The organism is Amorphoplanes digitatis (genome assembly GCF_014205335.1).
GTDB classification, from domain to species: Bacteria; Actinomycetota; Actinomycetes; order Mycobacteriales; family Micromonosporaceae; genus Actinoplanes; species Actinoplanes digitatus.
In genome coordinates this window covers 3,291,132-3,312,096 of record NZ_JACHNH010000001.1, presented here as the reverse complement: position 1 = coordinate 3,312,096, position 20,965 = coordinate 3,291,132, and the positions used below count along the sequence as shown (strand labels likewise).

19 protein-coding genes are annotated in these 20,965 nt (G+C 71.3%); 9 read left to right on the top strand and 10 right to left on the bottom strand.

Features of this window, described 5'->3' with window-relative positions; all coding sequences use genetic code 11:
* Positions 1-55: 55 nt before the first annotated feature.
* Entirely contained in the window at positions 56-1,048 is a 993-nt protein-coding gene (locus BJ971_RS14270; protein ID WP_184993314.1) for a CDP-alcohol phosphatidyltransferase family protein, read from the bottom strand.
* A gap of 347 nt (positions 1,049-1,395) precedes the next feature.
* Between BJ971_RS14270 and hpt the strand changes: the two genes are divergently transcribed.
* Entirely contained in the window at positions 1,396-1,947 is a 552-nt protein-coding gene (gene hpt, locus BJ971_RS14265) for a hypoxanthine phosphoribosyltransferase (RefSeq protein ID WP_184993312.1), read from the top strand.
* Here hpt and BJ971_RS14260 read toward each other — a convergent pair.
* Positions 1,932-2,957 carry a Glu/Leu/Phe/Val dehydrogenase dimerization domain-containing protein gene (locus tag BJ971_RS14260; RefSeq protein ID WP_184993310.1) on the bottom strand — a complete coding sequence of 342 codons (1,026 nt, stop codon included), beginning with the start codon at positions 2,955-2,957 and terminating at the stop codon, positions 1,932-1,934. The two genes, hpt and BJ971_RS14260, sit on opposite strands and share 16 nt — an antisense overlap.
* A 79-nt stretch (positions 2,958-3,036) precedes the next feature.
* Between BJ971_RS14260 and BJ971_RS14255 the strand changes: the two genes are divergently transcribed.
* The 4 genes from BJ971_RS14255 to BJ971_RS14240 all read left to right on the top strand — a co-directional run bounded on the left by BJ971_RS14255 (position 3,037) and on the right by BJ971_RS14240 (position 6,274).
* On the top strand, positions 3,037-3,495 hold the full coding sequence (locus BJ971_RS14255; protein ID WP_184993308.1) for an Lrp/AsnC family transcriptional regulator: 459 nt from the start codon (positions 3,037-3,039) through the stop codon (positions 3,493-3,495).
* Between the two features lie 9 nt (positions 3,496-3,504).
* Positions 3,505-4,260, top strand: a complete 756-nt coding sequence (locus tag BJ971_RS14250) for a hypothetical protein (protein WP_184993306.1) — start codon at positions 3,505-3,507, stop codon at positions 4,258-4,260.
* Positions 4,257-4,733 carry a hypothetical protein gene (locus BJ971_RS14245; protein WP_184993304.1) on the top strand — a complete coding sequence of 159 codons (477 nt, stop codon included), beginning with the start codon at positions 4,257-4,259 and terminating at the stop codon, positions 4,731-4,733. The genes BJ971_RS14250 and BJ971_RS14245 overlap by 4 nt, the downstream gene beginning before the upstream one ends.
* A gap of 362 nt (positions 4,734-5,095) precedes the next feature.
* Positions 5,096-6,274: a helix-turn-helix domain-containing protein gene (locus tag BJ971_RS14240; RefSeq protein WP_184993302.1), complete on the top strand. Its 1,179-nt coding sequence runs from the start codon at positions 5,096-5,098 to the stop codon at positions 6,272-6,274.
* 111 nt (positions 6,275-6,385) lie between these two features.
* On the opposite strand, the gene BJ971_RS14235 is transcribed toward BJ971_RS14240, so the two are convergent.
* Positions 6,386-7,090, bottom strand: coding sequence for a 2'-5' RNA ligase family protein (locus BJ971_RS14235; RefSeq protein WP_184993300.1), 705 nt, complete (start codon positions 7,088-7,090; stop codon positions 6,386-6,388).
* Between the two features lie 843 nt (positions 7,091-7,933).
* On the opposite strand from BJ971_RS14235, the gene BJ971_RS14230 reads away from it, so the two are divergent.
* The gene (locus BJ971_RS14230) at positions 7,934-8,500 is read left to right on the top strand and encodes a hypothetical protein (protein WP_184993298.1); all 567 of its coding nucleotides are present in this window, start codon (positions 7,934-7,936) and stop codon (positions 8,498-8,500) included.
* A 487-nt stretch (positions 8,501-8,987) separates the two neighbouring features.
* On the opposite strand, the gene metH is transcribed toward BJ971_RS14230, so the two are convergent.
* A complete protein-coding gene (gene metH, locus BJ971_RS14225; RefSeq protein WP_184993296.1) occupies positions 8,988-12,509 on the bottom strand; it encodes a methionine synthase in 3,522 nt (1,173 codons plus the stop codon).
* Positions 12,510-12,676: 167 nt separating this feature from the next.
* Here metH and BJ971_RS14220 point away from each other — a divergent pair, with 167 nt between their 5' ends.
* On the top strand, positions 12,677-13,546 hold the full coding sequence (locus tag BJ971_RS14220) for a PAC2 family protein (RefSeq protein ID WP_184993294.1): 870 nt from the start codon (positions 12,677-12,679) through the stop codon (positions 13,544-13,546).
* 49 nt (positions 13,547-13,595) lie between these two features.
* On the opposite strand, the gene BJ971_RS14215 is transcribed toward BJ971_RS14220, so the two are convergent.
* Together BJ971_RS14215 and BJ971_RS14210 are read right to left on the bottom strand one after the other, a co-directional pair.
* Positions 13,596-14,912, bottom strand: coding sequence for an FtsX-like permease family protein (locus BJ971_RS14215; protein WP_184993292.1), 1,317 nt, complete (start codon positions 14,910-14,912; stop codon positions 13,596-13,598).
* Positions 14,909-15,664, bottom strand: coding sequence for an ABC transporter ATP-binding protein (locus BJ971_RS14210; RefSeq protein WP_184993290.1), 756 nt, complete (start codon positions 15,662-15,664; stop codon positions 14,909-14,911). Before BJ971_RS14210 ends, BJ971_RS14215 begins: the two co-directional genes overlap by 4 nt.
* Positions 15,665-15,772: 108 nt before the next feature.
* On the opposite strand from BJ971_RS14210, the gene BJ971_RS14205 reads away from it, so the two are divergent.
* The gene (locus BJ971_RS14205) at positions 15,773-16,663 is read left to right on the top strand and encodes a TetR/AcrR family transcriptional regulator C-terminal domain-containing protein (RefSeq protein ID WP_184993288.1); all 891 of its coding nucleotides are present in this window, start codon (positions 15,773-15,775) and stop codon (positions 16,661-16,663) included.
* 3 nt (positions 16,664-16,666) lie between these two features.
* On the opposite strand, the gene BJ971_RS14200 is transcribed toward BJ971_RS14205, so the two are convergent.
* Genes BJ971_RS14200 through BJ971_RS14190 form a run of 3 tightly spaced genes read right to left on the bottom strand, consistent with a single transcriptional unit; the run spans position 16,667 to position 18,480 of the window.
* Positions 16,667-17,014 carry a hypothetical protein gene (locus BJ971_RS14200; protein ID WP_184993286.1) on the bottom strand — a complete coding sequence of 116 codons (348 nt, stop codon included), beginning with the start codon at positions 17,012-17,014 and terminating at the stop codon, positions 16,667-16,669.
* A gap of 38 nt (positions 17,015-17,052) precedes the next feature.
* Positions 17,053-17,856 (bottom strand): class I SAM-dependent methyltransferase, encoded by an 804-nt coding sequence (locus BJ971_RS14195; protein WP_184993284.1) that lies wholly within the window; start codon positions 17,854-17,856, stop codon positions 17,053-17,055.
* 51 nt (positions 17,857-17,907) lie between these two features.
* Complete coding sequence (locus BJ971_RS14190) at positions 17,908-18,480, bottom strand: histidine phosphatase family protein (protein WP_184993282.1); 573 nt, start codon at positions 18,478-18,480, stop codon at positions 17,908-17,910.
* 104 nt (positions 18,481-18,584) lie between these two features.
* Here BJ971_RS14190 and BJ971_RS14185 point away from each other — a divergent pair, with 104 nt between their 5' ends.
* A complete protein-coding gene (locus tag BJ971_RS14185; protein WP_184993280.1) occupies positions 18,585-19,376 on the top strand; it encodes a GntR family transcriptional regulator in 792 nt (263 codons plus the stop codon).
* On the opposite strand, the gene BJ971_RS14180 is transcribed toward BJ971_RS14185, so the two are convergent.
* Positions 19,363-20,964, bottom strand: a complete 1,602-nt coding sequence (locus tag BJ971_RS14180; RefSeq protein ID WP_184993278.1) for a hypothetical protein — start codon at positions 20,962-20,964, stop codon at positions 19,363-19,365. The genes BJ971_RS14185 and BJ971_RS14180 overlap by 14 nt on opposite strands.
* Between the last annotated feature and the right edge of the window lies 1 nt (position 20,965).

Here is a 20,965-nt window from a genome sequence, read left to right as displayed (position 1 = left end):
GGCCGGTCAGCTTGCCACGCCGGCCGGCCGCGCGGTGGGACGCGGCCCCCGGTCCCTACGCGGAGATGCGCTGGGTGCTGAACGCCTCCGGGTCGTCGGCGTCCTCGGCCGGCTCGATCCCGGTCGCGACGGCGGCCGCCGCGGCCTCCGCCTCCGACGTACCGATCTTGGCGAGCTGCCGGGCGTAGCTGCGGGTCGCGGTCCAGAGCTTGTAGATCAGCAGCAGCTCGAAGCCCGCCAGCAGCACGGCGGAGAGGATCGTGAAGAACGCGATCTGGTTGGTCAGCGGGCCGAGGATGAAGATGAACATCTGGAACTCGATGCCGCTGAACACGTGCGCCCGGATGCGCTGGCGTACCAGGATGTTGCGGACCTTCACGAAGCCGCTGAACCGGGTGCGGAAGTCGTCGAAGACGTCGACGACGGGCCGCACCTCGCCCGTACCGTCGGTGGCGGTCGTCAGGCCGGCGCCGGCGCCGACCGGGTGCTCGATGCCGGTCTCCTCGACGAACAACGGGCGGCCGGAGTTCTCGCCGCGGGCGGCCTCCAGCCGGCGCCGCATGTCGTTCTTGACCTTGCCCATCTGGAGGGCGTTCAGGTACCGGAACATGTCCAGGAAGATCACGACGGCGGCGAGGTACAGGTAGCGGATGTCGTCGGTCTTCGCGTACTGGCCGCCGAACAGGGCGCACGCGCAGGTCAGCACCCGCAGCCGGTCGAAGACGTAGTCGAGCCACGCGCCGAAGACCGAGCCCGTACCCTTGAGCCGGGCGATCTTGCCGTCCATGCAGTCCAGCACGAAGCTGAGGTGGAAGACGATCGCGCCGGCGATCAGCCACGGGTAGTCACCCTGCGCGAAGCAGTACGCGGTGACCAGGCCGAGCAGGAAGGCGCCCATCGTCAGCACGTTCGGCGTGATCCACCGGACCGGCGCCACGAGCCACACCAGCCGCGAGGCGAGAGGGTCGACGAGCCAGACGGTCCACCAGGCGTCGCGATCCTTGTAGGTGCGGGTCCGGATCTCGTCGAGCGTGAACCGTTGTGCCATGCCACAACTCCACCGTCGTGATGAATACATGAATACCGGGACGCGCGGACATTACAGGAGCGCGTCTCACAACGGAGCGGCCAGGCCGAGAATCTGGACATACGACTCGGGAATCTCGGCTGAGCGGCCGGACCGCGTGACGGATGCGAATACGTTGGGTGACGGGTACAGATACCAGCAAACACGACGAGTGCCACGGCTCCGTAGTGCCGCAACCCCTGCGTGCGATAAATGGCACACGGAGATCCTCCTCGGGAGGTACAGCACGTGTTGGCCGTCGCCGTCACACATGTCAGGCTTTCGGCGTGACCTCGGCCGGGGCCCGCCGACTTGCAAGGGGATGACGGTTGGACGCTGACCACGTCGCGGACGATCTCGAGTCCGTGCTGCTCACCGAGGATCAGATCCTGGCCCGGGTGGGCGAACTCGCGGCCGAGATCGGCAAGGACATGTCGGGGCGCGAGATCGTTCTGATCGGCGTGCTCGGCGGTGCCGCCACCTTCACCGTAGACCTCGCGAGGGCCCTGGAGAGCCAGGTCGAGATCGGCTGGATGGCGATCCGGTCGTACACCACCACCAGCAACCGCGCCTCCGGCTCCGTACGCCAGCTCAAAGATCTTGATATCGACATCGAGGGCCGGGACGTGATCATCGCGGAGACGGTGATCGACACCGGCCTGACCATGTCCTGGCTGATCTCCAACCTCAACCAGCGCCGCCCGGCGTCGATCGCGGTCTGCGCGCTGCTGCGCAAGCCGGACGCGCCGCAGCTCGCGGTGCCGGCCTACATCGGCTTCGACGTGCCGTCCGGCCAGATCGTCGGGTACGGGCTGGACTACCGCGGGCGCTACCGCAACCTGCGCTGCGCGGCCGTCCTGGCCTCTCACGCCGTACGGTGAAGGATCTTCTGGATGCGGGCGCGTGCCGCGGCCGCCGGGGTCGAGTCGGCGGCGCGGGCCGCGCGCAGCACGCCGGCCAGGGTGCCGGCGATCCCGTCCACGCGGGCCGCGGCCCGGGCGGCGCTCTCCCCGCGCAGCTCGACGGCGACGGCGTGGATGATGCCGCCGGCGCTGACGATGACGTCCGGCGCCCAGAGGATGCCGCGGTCGTGCAGCAGGCCGGCGGTGGCCGGCTCGTCGAGCTGGTTGTTGGCCGGCCCGGCGATCGCGGCGCAGCGCAGCCGCGGCACCGTCCGCGCGGTCAGCAGGCCGCCGAGGGCGGCCGGGACGAGCACGTCCACCTCGGCGGCCAGACACTCCGGCGGGCCGACCCAGGCGGCACCGGCGGCGACGGCGAGCCCGCGCTTGCCGTCGTCGACGTCGGCGGCCACCAGGCTCGCGCCGGCGTCGGCGAGCAGCCGCAGCACCCGCCCGCCGACCCGGCCGAGGCCGAGCACCGCGAAGCTGCGGGCGGACAGGTCCGCCGAGCCGAACCGCTCCGCGCACAGCACCCGTAGCGCCGCGAGCACCCCGGCCGCGGTGTGCCCGGAGGAATCGCCGCTGCCGCCGGCGCCGTCCGGCCGGCAGAACACGTGCGCGGTCCGCTCGCCGATCACGGCCATGTCGTCCGGCCCGGTGCCGACGTCCGGCCCCGTGGCGTAGGCGCCACCCAGCCCGGCGATCACGTCGCCGACGTCGTGCAGCACCGCCCGGCGGTCGACCGCGCCGGGCGGCACGGCCACGACGGTCTTGCCGCCGCCGTTGGGCAGGCCGGCCAGGGCGCACTTGTCCGACATCGCCGCCGACAGCCGCAGCGCGTCCGCGAGCCCGTCGCGCCAGTCCGGGTACGACGCGAGCCGGCAGCCGCCGATGGCCTGACCCAGCACCGTGGAATGCACCGCGACGACGATCGGCAGCCCCGACCGCGCGCCCCGCCGGACGACAAGCTGTTCGTGCTGAAATTCGGCCATGGAGCCGACGGTAGGTAAACGGCCGAGGCATACCGCTTCACGGCGAACATCGTTCGGAACGAGTGGCAAAATTCCGGCCATGGACGAACTTGATTCGGCGATCGTCCGGCACCTGCAGACACATGCGCGGCAGACCAACCGCGAACTGGCCCGCGCCGTCGGCATCGCGCCGTCGACCTGCCTGGAACGCGTGCGCGCGCTGCGGGAACGCGGAGTGATCACCGGCTACCACGCCGAGATCAGCCTGGCCGCCCTCAACCGCGGCGTGCAGGCGCTGCTGCATGTGCAGGTCCGGCCGCTGAGCCGCACCGTCATCGACGGCTTCAAGAGGTACGCGATGGGCCTGCCCGAGGTGCTCTCGGTCTACGTGGTGGCCGGCGGCGACGACTTCCTGGTCCACGTCGCCGTGCCCAGCGTCGACGCCCTGCACGCCTTCCTCATGGACAAGTTCAGCGGCCGCCGGGAGATCGTCGGGTTCCGCAGCTCCGTCATCTACCAGCACGCCCGCAAACAGGTCATCGACCCCCTCGACCCGTAGCATGCCGTGGTGATCACCAAGTTCCTCGCGGCGGCCGGGCGGCACGGCCGGCCGATCCTGGCGACCGGCCTCGCCCTCTCCGCCGGCTTCCTGCTGGTCCAGGCCCAGGTCCCGGCGCTCGGGCAACGCGCGTTCCCGGCCCTGATGATCGCCGCCATGTCGCTGCTGCCGCTGGGCGTGGTCTCGGTGGCCGGCAGACGCCCGAACGCCTTCGTGGTGCTGCCGGACGTGCCGGCGTTCAGCACCCCGCCGCGGCCGACGTACACCTTCCTGGCGCTCGCGTATCTCGTGATGGCCACCGGAAGGACCGCGAACGTCATCCGGGACTGGGGATCGGACCCGTTCCTGTCCGAGCAGCTGCCCGAACTGTTCACGACGGCACTCACCCTGCTGTTCGTCGCCGTCGCCTGGGGCGACAACAGCGTGCAGCTCCGGCCCGACGGCGTGTGGCAGCGCGGACTGACCGGCTGGCTCGTCATACCCTGGGACGCGTCGCCCGCCGTGCCGTCCCTGCCACCCGCCCCGAACGCCAACACGGTGCCGCTGACCTGCGCCCGGCCCGAGCTGGTGCGGCGCAGCGGCCTGCACGTGTTCGGGAAGAAGTTGCGCACCACCGACATCGAGCCGTGGCTCATCACGGCCGCGATCCGCTACTACGCCGCGAATCCCGTCCACCGCCCTGCGATCGGCACCGAGATCGAACGGGACCGCCTCATGCGGGAACTATTCGACCCGTTCCGGCCGGCGCCGGCCGCCGGCACATGAGCTACGACATGCTGGTCATGCGGTTCGAACACGGTGAGCCGGCGCCGATGCCCGGCACCGCGTTCCGGGCGGCCTTCGAGGCCTGCATCGACCGCACGGAGCCGGAGTTCCACTACTGGCACGTGACAGCGCCGGACGGCGGCGACGCGAGCCTCTACGGGGGACTCACCGACGACCAGCTCGGCAGCATCCTGTTCAACCGCTTCTCCACCGGAGCGGTCCTCGACCTGCTCGCCACGTTCCTGAACCTGGCCGGCGCCGTCGTGATCCCACCCGACCGCCCCACCATGCTGGCCGACGAAGCACAACGCGAGCACCTCCCCGAGGAACTCCGCACAAACGCCGTCGTGGTACGAAGCGGCGCGGACATGGAATCCGTCATCGCAGAGGCACCCCGACCTGATCCCGGCGCGCTTCCATCCGCGCCAATCGATACGAAATGCCTCCAGTGTCCCGAAGACGAACATAAATGAGCCGACCGCAATGGCGAGCACTCGCCCGCAGGCGACCATGAACCGGTACTACCGGCTGCCTTCCGGGACGTCCCTGCCGAAGTATCTCCTGCTGTTCGCAGGCCCGGCCTCTCCCGCGATCCATGTGATCACCTTGGCAGAAACGGCTCAGCACCGGCGCAGATCACGAGCTTCGGGCCACCACGGCCAGGCAAGTAATAATTGATTCTGATGTTTCGCGGCAACCACATTATGCCGATCTTGCGGCCGCCCCGAGAAAGCCGCTGAACCATTCCGCACAACGGTCCGGTCCGGGGTAGCTTCGATGCCGGCGGCCCGACTTGCGGCCGGCCGCCGCCCTGACCGCAAGCAGGGATGTGACCATGATCGACGCCGTGTCGGCATTCGCCGCCGAACTCCGCCGACTGCGTGCAGCACGCGGGCTCTCCGTGCGCCGACTGGCCGATCGCGTCTACTTCAGCAAGTCGTACATCGGCATGCTTGAGCACGGCGACCGCGCCGCAACCGGCCGGGCCGCCCGGCGTCTCGACGACGTGCTCGAAGCGCACGGCTCGTTGATCCGGCTGGTCGATGGCGCCGAGCCGGTCGCGTCCGCTGCTGACGTCGTGAACGGCACGGCGCGCACCGACGCCGACGAGCCGATGAGCGCCGACGACGTGCAGCACCTGCGCGACACCGTCCACCACCTCGTCGCGCTCGACACCGCGCACGGTTCCGGCGGGCTGCACCTCAGCGCGATCCGTGCGTTCCAGACCGCCCGGTCCCGGCTCGCCCGGGTCGGTGTGCGCGCGGGCGACCGCTCGGACGTGCACGCGGCTCTGGCCGAGGTGGGCGAGGTCGCCGCCTGGCTCGCCTACGACAGCGAGCACCAGGACGACAGTCGCCGGATCGCCACAGAGGCGATGCTCGTGGCGCAGACCGCCGGCGACACCAGCATGGCCCGCTTTCTGGCCTCACATCTGTCGATGCAGGCCACGTATCTGGGCCGCGGCGCGGAGGGCCTGGCGCTGGCCGACCGGGTTATCGCCGAGCGACCGAAGTCCCGCAGGGTCGTCGGGATGATGCGGGTCCGCCGCGCGCGGGCGCTGGCCCAGCTCGGCGACGGTCGGCGCGCCCTGGCCGAGCTGGAGAAGGCCCGCCGGGAGCTGGCGGGCGGGATAGGGCCCGGCGATCCGGGGTGGACGTGGTGGCTGCACACCGCCGAACTGGCCGTGCACGAAGCCCGGATCCGGTCGCTGTCCGACGATGGGCGCGGTGCCGCGACCCGGTCGGAGCGGGCCGTCCTCGCCCTTCCCGCGGGGCAGGGCCGCGACCAGTCGCTGTATCGGGCCTGGCTGATCTCGGACCTCGTCGACGTCGGCGCATGGGGTGAGGCCGACGAGGTCGCCGAAGAGCTGATCGACCGGGTGTCCACCGCCGGCACGGCGCGGGTGCCGAAGATCCTCGGGCGCACAGTGCGGCGGGCTCGCCGCGCCGACGCGCCTTCCTGGCTGGTAGACGCACTGCACGAGGCGACCGAGGCGTCACACCGCGCGGCCTGATTCGCTGTCCACAGTTCTGTGGACGGGCCGGCGCCTTGTGGACAGCAAGGCGATGCGAAGTCGGCATATCCAGCACGGGCCGCGCGCGGTGAGTCGCCCCGGTACCGCCGGTCAGCGACCGATGGCGATCGGGCTCGACCTGGTCCATTCGTACATTTGCTGGTCGCGGTGGTACTCGAGCAGGTCCACATGCCGCAGGGACAGCGTCACGGGCTCGGCCTCAACCCGGCGGAGACGGTCGACGATCGGCGCTGCGGGCTGCGCACGGTTCGAGTAGGCAATGCTGACATGCGGCCGAATGCTCCCGGATTCACCAAGGCGTCCGGGGCCCAGCACGGACGCGACGGCCTCGCGTATCGCCTCCCGGACCTCGGCGATCCCCTCTGCCGGCTCCGCGCGAAGGTAGACAGCCTCAGACCGGACGACGGGCCGCCGAAAGGTGACCGCCGGCGCATCGACGCCGGCCAGCAGCCCGCCGACCACCTGCCGAAGCCGTTCGGCGCTCGACTCGTCGATGGAGTCCATGGGCCCGATCTCATGCGTGGTCAAATGCAACCACCGTTGCGGGATCAGGTCCAGACCATCAATATCGGACAGCGACCGTTGATACGCGGCCACCAGGTCATGAAGCGCCGGCTGGTCGGTAAAGGTGAAGTGGCAGGCATAGAAGTGTTTGCCGTGGCGCCACCCGGGCCGCCACCACCAGTGATCCTTCAGCTGGTCGACGTGCTCGCCGGACCGCAAGGCGAGGGCCACCCGGCGTCGCAGTGACATACGAGCCGTGCGCAGTCGATCAAGCCGGGCGAGGCGCCACATGACCCGACACTATAGATGCCGGCGATCGTCAACGTCGGTCATCGTTGGCCCACCTTCCACGGCCCGCAGACGGCCTGACCTCGATAACCTTGCCGTATGCCTCCGGGTCAGCGGCGGCGCGTCGGCTACGTCCGCGACGGCCTCGCCCATCGCCTGCCGAACCGGGTTGTCCCCTCCGTAGCCGATCACCGTGCTCGATCGCTCCCAAGCCACGAAGACGATGCGAGTGCTGAATCACCAGCTCTGGGCTTCGCCGTGGGCGGCAACAGCCGGCACCGGTGCCGTCGACGCAGGCGGCCGGACTTGCGGCCGACCGCCGCCCTGACCGCAAGCAGGGATGTGACGACCTGTGGATCCAGAACCGACCTTCGCCGTAGTACTACGCCGTCTGCGCCGCGATCGCGGCCTGTCGCTCCGCGAATTCGAGCGGGTCACCCACCAGGGAGCCTGCAACTACTCGTCAAGGTCGGCAGCTTGTCCGGCGCCTGCGCGTCGTTGCCGTCCCACGGGTCCTCGAACCCCGACGGTCAGTGCCGCGCTGGTAGGACCGGTGTGGTTCGCCGGGTGCCCGGGGCGCTCAAGGAATCAGCGCGACGATCTCGACGGCGCGCAGCGCCACGCCCTCACGCTGCACGGGCGTTGGATCACGCCGGAAGGGCGGCCAGGCCGACGACCATGGTCGCCGCGCGCACCCTGCTGGCCGGAACCGGCCTCGCCACACCGGCCTGATCTCCCGGTCCAGTGCGCGTCCAGTGCGCGTCCACTGGCTCCGGTGACGCTTGCTGGGTCGCCGATCACGGTGACCCCGGGACGACCCGGGCCTTGACCCCCGAGAGGGATGCAATGTTCACCAAGATCAGAGCCGTCGCGCCGGCGGTCGCCGCGCTGGGGATGCTCGCGTTGGCGGCGCCCGCACAGGCGCAGGCGCGGGCGGCCGAGCCCGCACCGATCCCCGAACGCGGGGTCGTTCAGCTTTCGGCCGGGCAGGCGGCCAAGATGTTCAGGGTCGTGCCCGTGAAGGCCACCGGCCGCAAGCTCCAAGCGGTCGCGGCGGCAGACGCCTGTGACTACTACGAGCCGATCTGGGACATCACCTACGTCCCGACCGGCCAGCACCTGTGGGCCCAGGCGACAAGAACGAAGCCCTGCTCTAACGCAACCAAGGTGACCCGGATCCTGGAGCGCGCCACCGTGGTCGTCGAGGCCGAGCCCATCGTCGGCCTTACCTTCGGCGCGTCCTCGGTCAGAGAGGACCCGAAGTCGTTCCCGAACACCTACTACACCGCCAGGGGTGCGCAGCCGTTCACCTACTGCCCACCGGACGGCAACGCCTGCGTGAGCGGGACGTTCAACATCGACGTGTACGCCAATCCCAACAGATTCATCTACGACTACGGGTACTTCAGCTGACCGCACCAGTGCCGGTCCCGGTGTCCACCACACCGGGGCCGGCACATCGGCGGAGGACGTGCTCACGCATCGGTGCAGGCGCGGAGCCGGGGCGTTCGGGATCAGTTGTGGCGCGGGAGCGCAGCGATGGTCGGCATTGCATGGAGCCCGGCACGCCGAGGCCACGGAGCGGAGCGGGTACAGCCCCTTCCGACCCTCGTCTGCCGGTCGATCGCCTTCCCACACCGCCAGGTCATATGACACGAGGAGGTTCTTGCGTACGCCCACGCGAGTCGCCAACCACGGCGGGCAAGTCCGTCCGGCGAACTCTCGTCGGCATCATCCGGGCGCGGACGGGCGGCGCGACGGTTTGACAGGACCGCGCCCGGCGTGCCATCGATCGGGCGTTCGGCCACGCCACGGGTACGCCTGGCGGCCTGGAGACGGCCTGATCATGAAAATCGACCGGTTCTCGAAGCGTTTCCGCAGCTCAGCGTGGGTATGCGAACTACTTGGCGTTGAAGTAGTTGGCGTCCGGGTGGTGGACGATGATCGCGTCGGTGGACTGTTCGGGTTCCAGTTGGAATTCCTCGGACAGGGTCACGCCGATGCGGGTCGCGTCCAGTAGGTCGACGACCTTGGCGCGGTCCTCCAGGTCCGGGCAGGCCGGGTAGCCGAAGGCGTACCGGCAGCCGCGGTAGTCGTTCTTCAGGATTCCCGCCAGGTCTGCCGGGTCGTTCGTGCCGACCGTAGTGCCGTTCGGCAGGGTCAGTTCCGAGCGGACCCGTCGGTGCCAGTACTCCGCCAGTGCCTCGGTCAGCTGGACCGACAGGCCGTGTACCTCCAGGTAGTCGCGGTACTCGTTGCGGGCGAACATCTTCGCCGTGTACTCGCTGATCGGCTGGCCGACCGTCACCAGTTGCAGGCCGACGACGTCGAGTTGGCCGGCCTCGCGGGGCTTGAAGAAGTCGGCCAGGCAGAGGCGGCGTTCCTGGCGCTGGCGGGGGAACGTGAAGCGGGCCCGCTCCGACGTGCCGTTCTCGTCCAGCACCACGAGGGTGTTGCCTTCCGAGTACGCCGGGAAGTAGCCGTAGACGACGGCCGCCTCGAGGGTGTGGTCGGCGGCCAGGCGGTCCAGCCAGTAGCGCAGTCGGGGGCGGCCTTCCGTCTCCACGAGTTCGTCGTAGGAGGGGCCGCTGCCGCCGCGGGCCGGCTTGAGGCCCCACTGGCCGAGGAACGTCGCCCGCTCGTCCAGCATCGACGCGTAATCGTTGAGGGGGATGCCCTTGATGACGCGGGTGCCGAAGAACGGCGGGGCGGGCACGTCGGCGGACGGGGACACGTCCGAGCGGACCGAGGTGTCGTCCAGCGGCGGCAGGTTCGCCGTGACCATCGCGCGCTGCTTCTCGCGGCGGGCGCGGCGGGCGGCGAGCGCGGCCTCGCGTTCGGGGTCGATCACGGGGGCGCCGCCGCGCTTGGCGGTCATCACCCGGTCCATCAGGGACAGGCCCTCGAAGGCGTCGCGGGCGTAGTGGACCTCGCCCTCGTACTGCGAGCGCAGGTCGTCCTCCACGTACGCGCGGGTCAGCGCGGCGCCGCCCAGCATGACCGGGAACCGGCTGGCCACGCCGCGGGCCGCCATCTCGTGCAGGTTCTCCTTCATCACGACGGTGCTCTTCACCAGCAGGCCGGACATGCCAATGGCGTCGGCCTGGTGCTGCTCGGCCGCGTCGATGATGGCGTTGATCGGCTGCTTGATGCCGATGTTGACGACCTCGTAGCCGTTGTTGCTCAGGATGATGTCGACAAGGTTCTTGCCGATGTCGTGCACGTCGCCCTTGACCGTGGCGAGCACGATGCGGCCCTTGCCGTCCTCGTCCTCGTTCTTTTCCATGTGCGGCTCGAGGAACGCCACCGCCGCCTTCATCACCTCGGCGGACTGGAGCACGAACGGCAGCTGCATCTGGCCGGAGCCGAACAGCTCGCCGACCGTCTTCATGCCGTCCAGCAGGACATCGTTGACGATCGCCAGCGCCGAGGAGGCTTGCAGCGCCTCGAGGAGGTCGTCCTCCAGGCCGTTGCGCTCGCCGTCGATGACGCGGCGCTTGAGGCGCTCGTCCAGGGGCAGCGACGCCAGTTCCTGCGCGCGGGACTCGCGGGCCGACTTCACGTCGACGCCCTCGAAGAGCTGGAGGAACTTCTGGAGCGGGTCGTAGCCCTCGCTGCGCCGGTCGTACACCATGTCCAGGGCGACCTGGCGCTGCTCGTCCGGGATCTTGGACATCGGCAGGATCTTGCTGGCGTGCACGATCGCGCTGGTCATGCCGGCCAGCACGCACTCGTGCAGGAAGACCGAGTTGAGCACCTGGCGGGCGGCCGGGTTCAGGCCGAACGAGATGTTCGAGACGCCGAGGGTGAAGTTGACGCCGGGGTACAGCTCGGTGATGCGCCGGATCGCCTCGATCGTCTCCAGGCCGTCGCGGCGGGTCTCCTCCTGGCCGGTGGCGATGGGAAACGTCAGGCAGTCGACCAGGATGTCGGCGCGGTTCATGCCCCACGTGCCGGTGAGGTCGTCGATCAGCCGGGAGGCGACCCGGACCTTCCAGTCGGCGTCGCGGGCCTGGCCCTCCTCGTCGATGGTCAGCGCGACCACGGCGGCGCCGTGCTCCTTGACGATCGGCATCATCCGCGCGAAGCGGGAGCCGGGGCCGTCGCCGTCCTCGTAGTTGACCGAGTTGACCACGCAGCGGCCACCGAGCATCTCCAGGCCGGCCTCGACGACCTGCGGCTCGGTCGAGTCGAGCATGATCGGCAGGGTGGACGCGGTGGCGAAGCGGCCGGCCAGCTCGCGCATGTCCTGGGTGCCGTCGCGGCCGACGTAGTCGACGCAGAGGTCCAGCAGGTGTGAGCCGTCGCGGGCCTGGCTGCGGGCGATCTCCACGCAGGCCTGCCAGTCGCCGGCCAGCATCGGCTCGCGGAACGCCTTCGAGCCGTTCGCGTTGGTCCGCTCGCCGACCATCAGCACGCCGGCGTCCTGCCGGAACGGCACCTCGTGGTAGATCGAGGCGGCGGCCGGCGGGTGCGCGACGGTACGCGGCGCCGCGCGCAGCCCGCGGACCCGCTCGACGACCGCCGCGATGTGCGCGGGCGTGGTGCCGCAGCAGCCGCCGACCAGCGAGACGCCGTACTCGCGGACGAAGCGCTCCAGGGCCTCGGCGAGCTCGTCCGGGGTGAGCGGGTAGTAGGCGCCGCCCGCGGCCAGGACGGGCAGGCCGGCGTTGGGCATTACCGAGATCGGGATGCCCGCAGACTGCGACAGGTAGCGCAGGTGCTCGGTCATCTCGGCGGGCCCGGTGGCACAGTTCAGTCCGATGAGGTCGATGCCGAGCGGTTCGAGCGCGGTCAGCGCCGCGCCGATCTCGCTGCCCAGCAGCATCGTGCCGGTGGTCTCCACGGTCACGTGGCAGATGATCGGGACCTCGCGCCCGACCTCGGCCATCGCCCGGCGGGAGCCGACCACCGCGGACTTGGTCTGCAACAGGTCCTGGCAGGTCTCGATGATCAGCGCGTCGGCGCCGCCGAGGATCAGCCCGGCCGCGTTCTCGTGGTACGCGTCGCGCAGCGTCGTGTAGTGCGTGTGGCCCAGCGTCGGCAGCTTGGTGCCGGGGCCGATCGAGCCGAGCACGTACCGGGGCTGCTCCGGGGTCGACCAGGTGTCGGCCGCCTCGCGGGCGACCCGGGCGCCGGCCTCGGAGAGTTCGCGAATTCTGTCCTGAATGTCGTAGTCGCCCAGGTTACCGAGGTTCGCGCCGAAGGTGTTCGTCTCCACGCAGTCGGCGCCGGCGGCCAGGTAGGCCTCGTGCACGCCGCGGACGACGTCGGGCCGGGTCACGTTCAGGATCTCGTTGCAGCCCTCGAGACCCTGGAAGTCGGTGTCCACGTCGAGGTCTGCGGCTTGCAGCATCGTGCCCATCGCCCCGTCGGCGACGAGGATGCGATCGGTCAGCGCGGCAAGGAAGGAATTCGGCACCCGACAAGGCTAATGGCAGAAGCCCCCGGTACCGCATGACGGCGTCCGACAGGTGGACACACTGTGACCGGGCTCTCCACGCAAAGCCGCGCGACGGCGCGGCCCCCGGGTGCGTTGTCGGCCATGCACGTAGGCTTTGCGTACGTGAGGTACGAAAGGTTGGCACCGTGACAGAGTTCGACGGTCTTCCCCTGCTGCGCTCCCCCGTGGCGATCGCCGCCTTCGAAGGGTGGAACGACGCCGCCGACGCGTCCACGGCCGCGGTGGAGCACCTCGAGCAGGTGTGGCAGGCCCGCGAGATCACCACCGTCGACCCGGAGGAGTTCTACGACTTCCAGGTCAGCAGGCCGACCATCACCATGGCCGAGGGCGAGGCCCGCAAGATCGAGTGGCCGACCACCCGGTTCAGCGTGGCGAGCCCGCCCGGCACCGAACGCGACGTGGTGCTGATCCGCGGGATAGAGCCGAGCATGCGCTGGCGCACGTTCTGCGAGCAGATCCTCGAGGTGTGCCACAGCCTCGAGGTCAACCGGATCGTGCTGCTGGGCGCCCTGCTCGCCGACGTGCCATACACCCGGCCGCTGCCGATCAGCGGCACCGCGTCGGAGAAGGAGGTCGCGGAGAGATACAAGGTCGTCCCGACCCGCTACGACGGCCCGACCGGCATAGTCGGCGTGCTTCAGGAGGCGGCCGGGCGCGCCGACGTCGACGCCCTCTCGTTCTGGGTGCACGTCCCGCACTACGCGAACAACCCGCCGTGTCCGAAGGCGACGCTCGCGCTGCTCAGCCGGCTCGAGGACGTCCTCGACCTGCCGGTGCCCCTCGCGGACCTCGCCGAGGAGGCCGACGAGTGGGAGAAGCGGGTCCGTGCCGCCGCCGAGCAGGACTCCGAGCTGGGCGACTACGTCCGCGAGCTGGAGGAGCGGGTCGGCGACGAGGGCATCAAGCCGCTGACCGGCGACGAGATCGCCAGCGAGTTCGAGAAGTACCTGCGCCGCCGCGGCGGCTCCGCCGGCCCGACCGCGGGCTCCTGGTAGGCGAGCGGGCGAGGCCCCGCCGGCGGACCGGCGGGGCCGAACCGGATCATCACCGCAGGCCCGCGACGGCCGGGCCCCGGACGGTACGGCGCGCCGTGCCGAGCACCGAGAAGGCCGTCAGCCCGACCGCCACCGCGACGATCACCGCGTACGCGATAGGGGTCGCGTCGGGCCAGGCGCGGTCCGCACGGGCCGCGCCGAACGACATGATCGTGAAGAGCGCGGCGGCCGAGCCGGCCAGCACCCCGGTGACCGTCACGAGCAGCGCCTCGCACGCGAGCATCGCGGTGAGCTGACCGCGGGTCGATCCCGCCAGCCGCTGCTGGGCGAACTCCCGCCGCCGGTGCGCCGTCGCCGCGATCAGGGTGTTGACCAGCATTATCGCCACGAAGATCGTGATCATTCCGACCACCACGTAGTTCAGGGTCTGAATGTCGCGGGCGTACTCCGGCGCCACCGTGCCCGCCGCGGCGTCGTCCTCGATGCCCTGCATGTAGACCGTGCCGGTGGCGATGCCGGTGAACAGCACGACGGGCATGACCGCGCCCGCCAGCTGCCGGGTGCGCTGCCGCACCCCGATCACGGCAAGCTCGCCCGCGACGCCGCCGAGCAGCCGGACCGGCGGGCCGAGCGCCGCCGTGACCAGCCGCAGCAGCTCCGGTGCGAACAGCGCCAGGCCGATCGACGCCCAGATCGACGCCTGGCCCGCGGTCTGCATCGCGTCGATGCCCTTGCCGTCCATCAGCGTCACGGTCAGCGTCGCGCAGTTCGCCGCGACCAGCAGGAACAGCACCCCGGCGAGGCGGCGGGCCCGCGGGTGCGCCCGCCGGGGCCCGGCCGAGCCCACCGTACGCCGGGCGGTGGCCAGCGCCGCGAGGATCGCGCCGAGCAGGGTCACCCCGAAGCCCACCGCCGGCGCGACCGGGCCGAACGCGTAACCGACGTCTCCCGCGACCTGGCCGGTGTCCTGCAACAGCGCGAGCAGCAGCCGGCCCAGCACGAGGCCGGCCGGCACGGCCACCGCCGCGGCGAGCAGCGCGATCGCCGCGGCCTCCCCCACGATCATCCGGAGCAGCTGCGGGCCGGTCGCGCCCACCCGGCGCAGCAGCGCCGTCTGCTCCGCGCGGCGCGTGACCGCCAGGCTCAGGGTCGAGGTGACCGCGAAGACGACGATCACCAGGCACCAGCCGCCGGCCACGCTCGCCGTCGTGACCAGGGACTCCGCGCTGGCGGCGTCGGCGCCCGCCGCGGTGTCGACCATCGCCGCGAACGCCATGAGCAGCGTCGCACCCAGGAACGCGGACAGGAACGTCGCCACGAATCCGCCGGGGCGGTGCCGCAGGTTGCGCAGGGCGACGGCGATCATGTCGGCGACCCGGCCCGGTCCGCGACCAGGTCACCCAGGTGGGTCAGCCGCTCCGCGACGGCCTCCGCGGTGGGCGCGCTCAGCGCGCCGGCCAGCCGGCCGTCGGCGAGGAAGAGCACCGAGTCCGCGTACGCGGCCGCGACCGGGTCGTGGGTGACCATGACGACGGTACGGCCGTGCTCGTGCACCACCGCCCGCAGCAGGGTCAGCACCTCGCGGGCGCTGCGCAGATCGAGCGCGCCGGTCGGCTCGTCGGCGAAGACGACGGCCGGCTCGGCGACCAGGGCGCGGGCGACGGCCACCCGCTGCCGCTCTCCACCGGAGAGCCGCTCGGGCAGGTCGTGCCGCCGGTCGCCGAGGCCCAGCCGGGTGAGCACCTCCGCGCAGCGGCCCCGGTCGGCGCGGCGGCCGGCGAGGCGCAGCGGCAGCAGCACGTTCTGCTCGACGGTCAACGCCGGCAGCAGGTTGTAGTCCTGGAAGACGAAGCCGACCCGGCCGCGCCGGAACCGGGTCATGGCGGTGTCCTTGATCGCCGTCAGCTCGGCGCCGTCGATGAACACCCGGCCGGCGCTGGGCCGGTCCAGCCCCGCCGCGCACTGCAACAGGGTGCTCTTGCCGGAACCGGACGGGCCCATCACGGCGGTGAAGGTGCCGGCGGCGAACGTGGCCGTCACGCCGTCGAGCGCGGTGACGGCGGTGCCGGTGTCTGCGTAGGTCTTGTAGAGCGTCTCTAGGCGTACCGCATCGGTCATAGGTACACCGTACGAGCGCACTAGGTTCGCCAAAAGTGGTGCTAGCACCCCTATCCAGAGGCGCCCACTAGTGCACTAGGATCGAGTGCACTAGTACACGGAGGATTCATGGCCGTACCGCCGTACCAGAGGATCGCCGCGGAGATCGCCGCCCGGATCGCCGCCGGCGACCTCGCGCCCGGCGACCGGATCGCGTCGACCCGGCAGCTCACCGCGCAGTACGGGATCGCGATGGCGACCGCGACCAAGGTCATCGCCACCCTGCGCGAGCAGGGGCTGGTCCGGGCGCTGCCCGGCGTCGGGACGGTCGTGGCCGCGCCGGCCCGGCCGGCCGACGCGGCGCCGGACCGCGACCGGGTCGTGCGCGCCGCCGTGACGATCGCGGACGCCGAGGGCCTCGCCGCGCTGAGCATGCGCCGGCTCGCGGCCGAGATCGGCGTGCCGACCATGTCGCTCTACCGGTACGTGGCCGACAAGGAGGAGCTGCTGCTGCTCATGACCGACTCGATCTTCGCGGTGAACCCGCCGCCGCCGCTGACCGCGGAGGACGACGGCTGGCGGCGCTGCGTCGAGGCGATCGCCCGGCAGCAGTGGGCCATCTATCGGCGCCACCCCTGGCTCGCGCAGGCGATGTCGTTCACCCGGCCGCTGCTGGCCCCGCACGCCATGGCGTACACCGAGTGGACCATGCGGGCCCTGGACCGGCACGGCCTCTCCGCGAACACCCAGTTCCGGGCGGCGGTGATGGTGGCGAACTACGTGCGCGGCACGGCGGTCAACCTGGAGCACGAGGCGCAGGCCGAGCAGGAGACCGGGATGACCGGCGACCAGTGGCTCCAGGCGCGGCAGGCACGGTTCGAGGCCGTGCTGGCGACCGGGCGGCTGCCGATGATGGCACGCTACCTGGCCGCCGACGACCGCGACTTCAACCTCGACACCCTCGTCGAGTTCGGGCTCCAGCGCCTGCTCAGCGGCCTGGCCGAGGTGCTGGAGCCCTGACTCTCAGCGCCAGAAGGTGGCGATCGCCGCGTTGATCAGCGTCAGCGCGATGATGCCGATGAAGTGCCCGCGGTTGACCTCTTCGCGCTTGCGGGGCACCCACACCATCACGAAGATCATGATCGCGATCAGGAGCTTGACGCCCAGCTTGACCGGGCTCGGCTCGTCGTCGCCGCCGCCACGCAGCGGCGCCGACAGCGCCAGGCCGGTGACCACCTGGATGATCGCGCCCCACTGCATCGCCGGGTTGATCCGCAACTTGCCCGAGACGAACTGCGCGATCGCCCCGCCCAGCAGCAGCGCGAAGCCGATCAGGTGCGCGTATCTCAGGATCAACCGCAGTGCCTCCACGCCGGGGGCTCCTCTCGTCTCGATCAGGTGCCGACAGCCTAGGCGGCGGTCCTGGTGGCGATCGTCAGCAGGTGGCTGCTCGCGCCGAGAACGCTCGGCTCGTCCTCGACCCGGCGAAGCATGTCGAGCATGATCCCGGTCAGCCGCGGGTCGGCGAGGAACTCCGTCAGCCGCTCACCGGTCATCCAGACGGGCCCCTCCACCGCGACCGTGCGAACCTCGGCGAGCCCGGCCTCGGCCGCCTCGGCCGCCGGCTCCTCCGGGCGGTGGAAGTAGGCGCTGGTGAACCAGCGCTGCACCGCGCCGGTGTTGCGGTGCACGCCGTCGCGCAGCGCCCGCTCCACGATCGACACGAACTCCGGATCGGCGTAGTAGCCCTTCACGACGCCGTCGAAGAGCGAGGCGAACCTGCTGATCACCGCGCCTGCGACCACGCCGCCCGGCCGCACCACGCGGGCGGCCTCGCGCCACGCCGCGACCCGGTCGGCGCGGTCCGGCAGGTGGTAGAGGGGTCCGAGCAGCAGCACGGCGTCGGCGCTCGCGTCCGGCTCGGGCAGGTCGCGGGCGTCGCCGAGGGCCGCGGTCACGCCGTCGAGCCCCGCGGCCGCGGCCACGTGCTCGGGCACCGGGTCGATCACGTGCACGGCGTAGCCGGCCCGCGCGAGCGGGCCCGCGTAGGCCCCGGTGGCGCCGCCGACGTCGAGGACCCGGGCCGGCGCCGGCGGCAGCGCCCGGCTCAGCAGGTCCCACGTGCGCAGGAACTCCAGGCGGCCCGTGCCGGCGGACAGGCGCTCGCGCTCGCCGCCGCGCTCGTAGTACTCGAGGATCTCGGGACTCAGCATGGCCACCATGCTCGGCGAGCCGCCGGCGCGGGTCGATCGAGTTTCGCCGGGCTACAGGTGCCCGGTGTCGTTGAAGCTGACGAGCGCCGGCGGCCGGTCGGCATCCCACCGCACGACGGTGATGCCGCAGTTGGCCTGGTTGAGGCCGATCCAACGCCACTCCGGGGCGTCGAGCACGTGGCGGACGAACCAGCCGATCACGAAGTTGTGCGTGATCAGCAGTTCCCGCCGGTCCTCCGCGCCGGTGACGCCCAGGTGCTCGACAGCGGCGCGCAGGGCGACCGCCTCCTCGTCGCGCTCGTCGGCGGGTACGCCGTCGAGCCAGTCGTGCCACCGGCCCGGGTACCGGTCGCGGTGCTCGGCGGAGGGCACCGGCGTCCGGTCCGCCACGAGATCGCAGCGGTGCCGCGGCACCCCCGGGAGGTGGCCGGCGACGATGTCGGCGGTCTGCGCCGCCCGGGCCAAGGGGCTGTGGTGGATCGCGGAGAAGGGCACCGCGCGTAGCCGCCGGCCCAGCCTGTCCGCCTGCACCCGGCCGAGCCGCGAGAGGCCGCCTTCGGGCGCGTGACCGGAGGCCGGGTCCTGTTCGCCGTGGCGGACGAGGTAAAGCTGGGTCTGAGCCATCGATGCATCCTCCGGATCGTGTTCGGAACCGAGCACGGCGTGTCGCTGTCACGTCGCGCACGCCGCGTAAGTCATCCTAGGAACCTGGGTCTGGAGGTACGTCCATGACGATCAACCCCGGTGCCGCCGAGTTCCCGCACCGTCAGATCGCCGCACAGCTGCGCGAGCGGATCCGCCGCGGCGACTGGAACCCGGGCGAGCGGCTGCCCTCGATCCCGGCGATGGCCGAGATGTTCGGCGTCGCGAAGCAGACGGTGCAGCGCACCGTCGACCAGTTGCGGGTCGAGGGCATCCTGATCACCAAGCCGGGCTCGGGCACGTACGTGCGCGGCACCCGGCGGCGGCTCAACCGGCTCTCCCGCGGCCGCTACGGCGCGCACCGCGGCTACCACGCGGACCTGGCGGCCCGCTACCGGCAGCAGCTGGCCGGCGTGGGGCGCGAGGCCGCGCCGCCCGAGGTCGCGGACGCGTTCGGCGTCCGCGACGGCACCGAGATGCTGGTACGCCGGCACGTCGTGCGCGCCGACGACGCCACGGTCGAGGTCGGCGCCTCGTGGTTCCGGGTGACCGACGCGACCGGCACCTCGCTGGAGCGCGTCGAGGCGTTCGGCCGGCCGCTGTACCAGGAGGCCGAGGAGGCCATCGGGCGGCGTTACGCGTCGGCGACCGACACGATCAGCGCCCGGCAGCCGAGCCGCGAGGAGGCCGAGATCCTCAAGATCCGGCCGGACACCCCGGTGCTGCACCTTCTGCACGTGGCGTTCGACGAGACCCGCAAGCCGATCGAGGTGGCTCAGGCGACCTGGCCGGGGCCGATGACGACGCTGACCGAGGAGTACCGGATACCGGCGCCGGTGCCCGAGCCCGACCCGGACCCGGGCCTCACTCTCGCGTAAGGGTGATCACGTTGGCGGTCCTGGCGCAGGTACCCACGTTCACGCAGCCGTTGCCGGTCTGCGTCAGGGTGAGCACCGGGTCGTCGCCGGTGATCCGGTAGGTGCCCGCGCCCTGCATCGTCGCACCGCCGCCCGAGCCGGCGTAGGTGTACTTGCCACCGGTGGCGGACGTCGGGGAATACGAGTAGACGACGGTGAAGCCGGTGCCCGCTCCCTTCAGGTCGAACGGTGCGGTGAGGTCGGGGACGAGGCCGGACACCTTCACCTTGGTGCCGCCGCCGGCGACGTACCCGCCCTGCTTGGTGTCGAAGTCGATGCTCGCCTTGGCGACACCTCGGCGCGACCTGGCCTCCAGCGACACCGTGCCGCTCTTGTCGGGGGCGTCCGGTGCGGTGTAGGCGAAGGTCGCGTCGGCCTTCACCTTGCTGCCCGCGGGCTTGACCGCGGCGCCGCCCGCGGTGAGGTTCGCCTTGACCGACCCGCCGACGGGCCCGCCGTCGATCCGGCTGCGGGGCGCCGCGTTGATCGTCGAGGTCGCGCCGGGCTTCAGGCGCTTCGGCCCCGGCGCGGCGGTCGGCTTGAGAATCACGCAACGGCCCGACTGCCAGCCCTTCTCGGCCGCCCTGGTGACGTTGCTCGCGACGAGCATCGTGTACAGCATGCCGCCGGCGACCGCCGTCTCCTGCATGCCGGCGTTCGGCGTGCCGCCAGTGCGGTTGAGGGTCGCGGACCGCGCCTTCGGGCCGCTCAGCGCGCCCGAGACATCCACGAAGCCGCCCTTGCTGTTAGCGAAGTCGGCGTACTGCATGCGGTACTCGGCGTCGGTGGACGCCAAAGTGGCGTCGTCGTCGACCTCGCCGGTGATCGTGACGTCCAGGGTGCCCCGCTGACCGGTGCTGCCGCCCGTCTTCGTCGCGGAGACGTCGACCTTGGCTGTCGCCTCGAAGTGGCCGTTCGCGTCGGGGCACGGGCTGACGCCGACCTTCACGACGAGCTTGGTGGTCACGCCGTCCGACTCATGGGTGAAATTCATGTCCAGGTCGACGTGGTCGCGGCTGCCCGAGGACTGGATCTCCTTGTTGCTCCGGTCCGGGGCGACGTGCTCGCCGTCCTTGAGGTCGTTCGAGGAGGACACGACACCGTCGGCGCCGAGGGAGACCAGGAGCATGCCGCCGAACAGGCCCTCGCCGATGGTCGGGCCCGAAGGCTCGGCGGCGTACACCGCCGGCACCATCACGATCGGCTTGTCGGCGAGCGCCCGCGCCCTGCCGGTGAGCGCCCGGCCGTGCGCGGCGAACGCGGCGTCGGCGGCCGCGGCACCGCCGAGCGCTGCTTCCAGGCCCGACTCGGTCCACAGCTGCCGCTCGAGGACGTTGTTCAGCCTGGCGAGTTCCGCCTCCTGCTGCTCCGGCGAGCGCGACCGTGCACTGTCGACAAGCTGTTGCAGCGCCGGCAGGTCCACGGCGCCGTCGACGACGACCGGGCCCTGCTTCGCCGGCCGGCCGTTCGAGGGCGAGCCGCAGGCGCCGAGCACGAGCGCCGACACCGCGAGCAGGGAGAGCGAGCGGGTGAGACCGGGGTGGGACAAC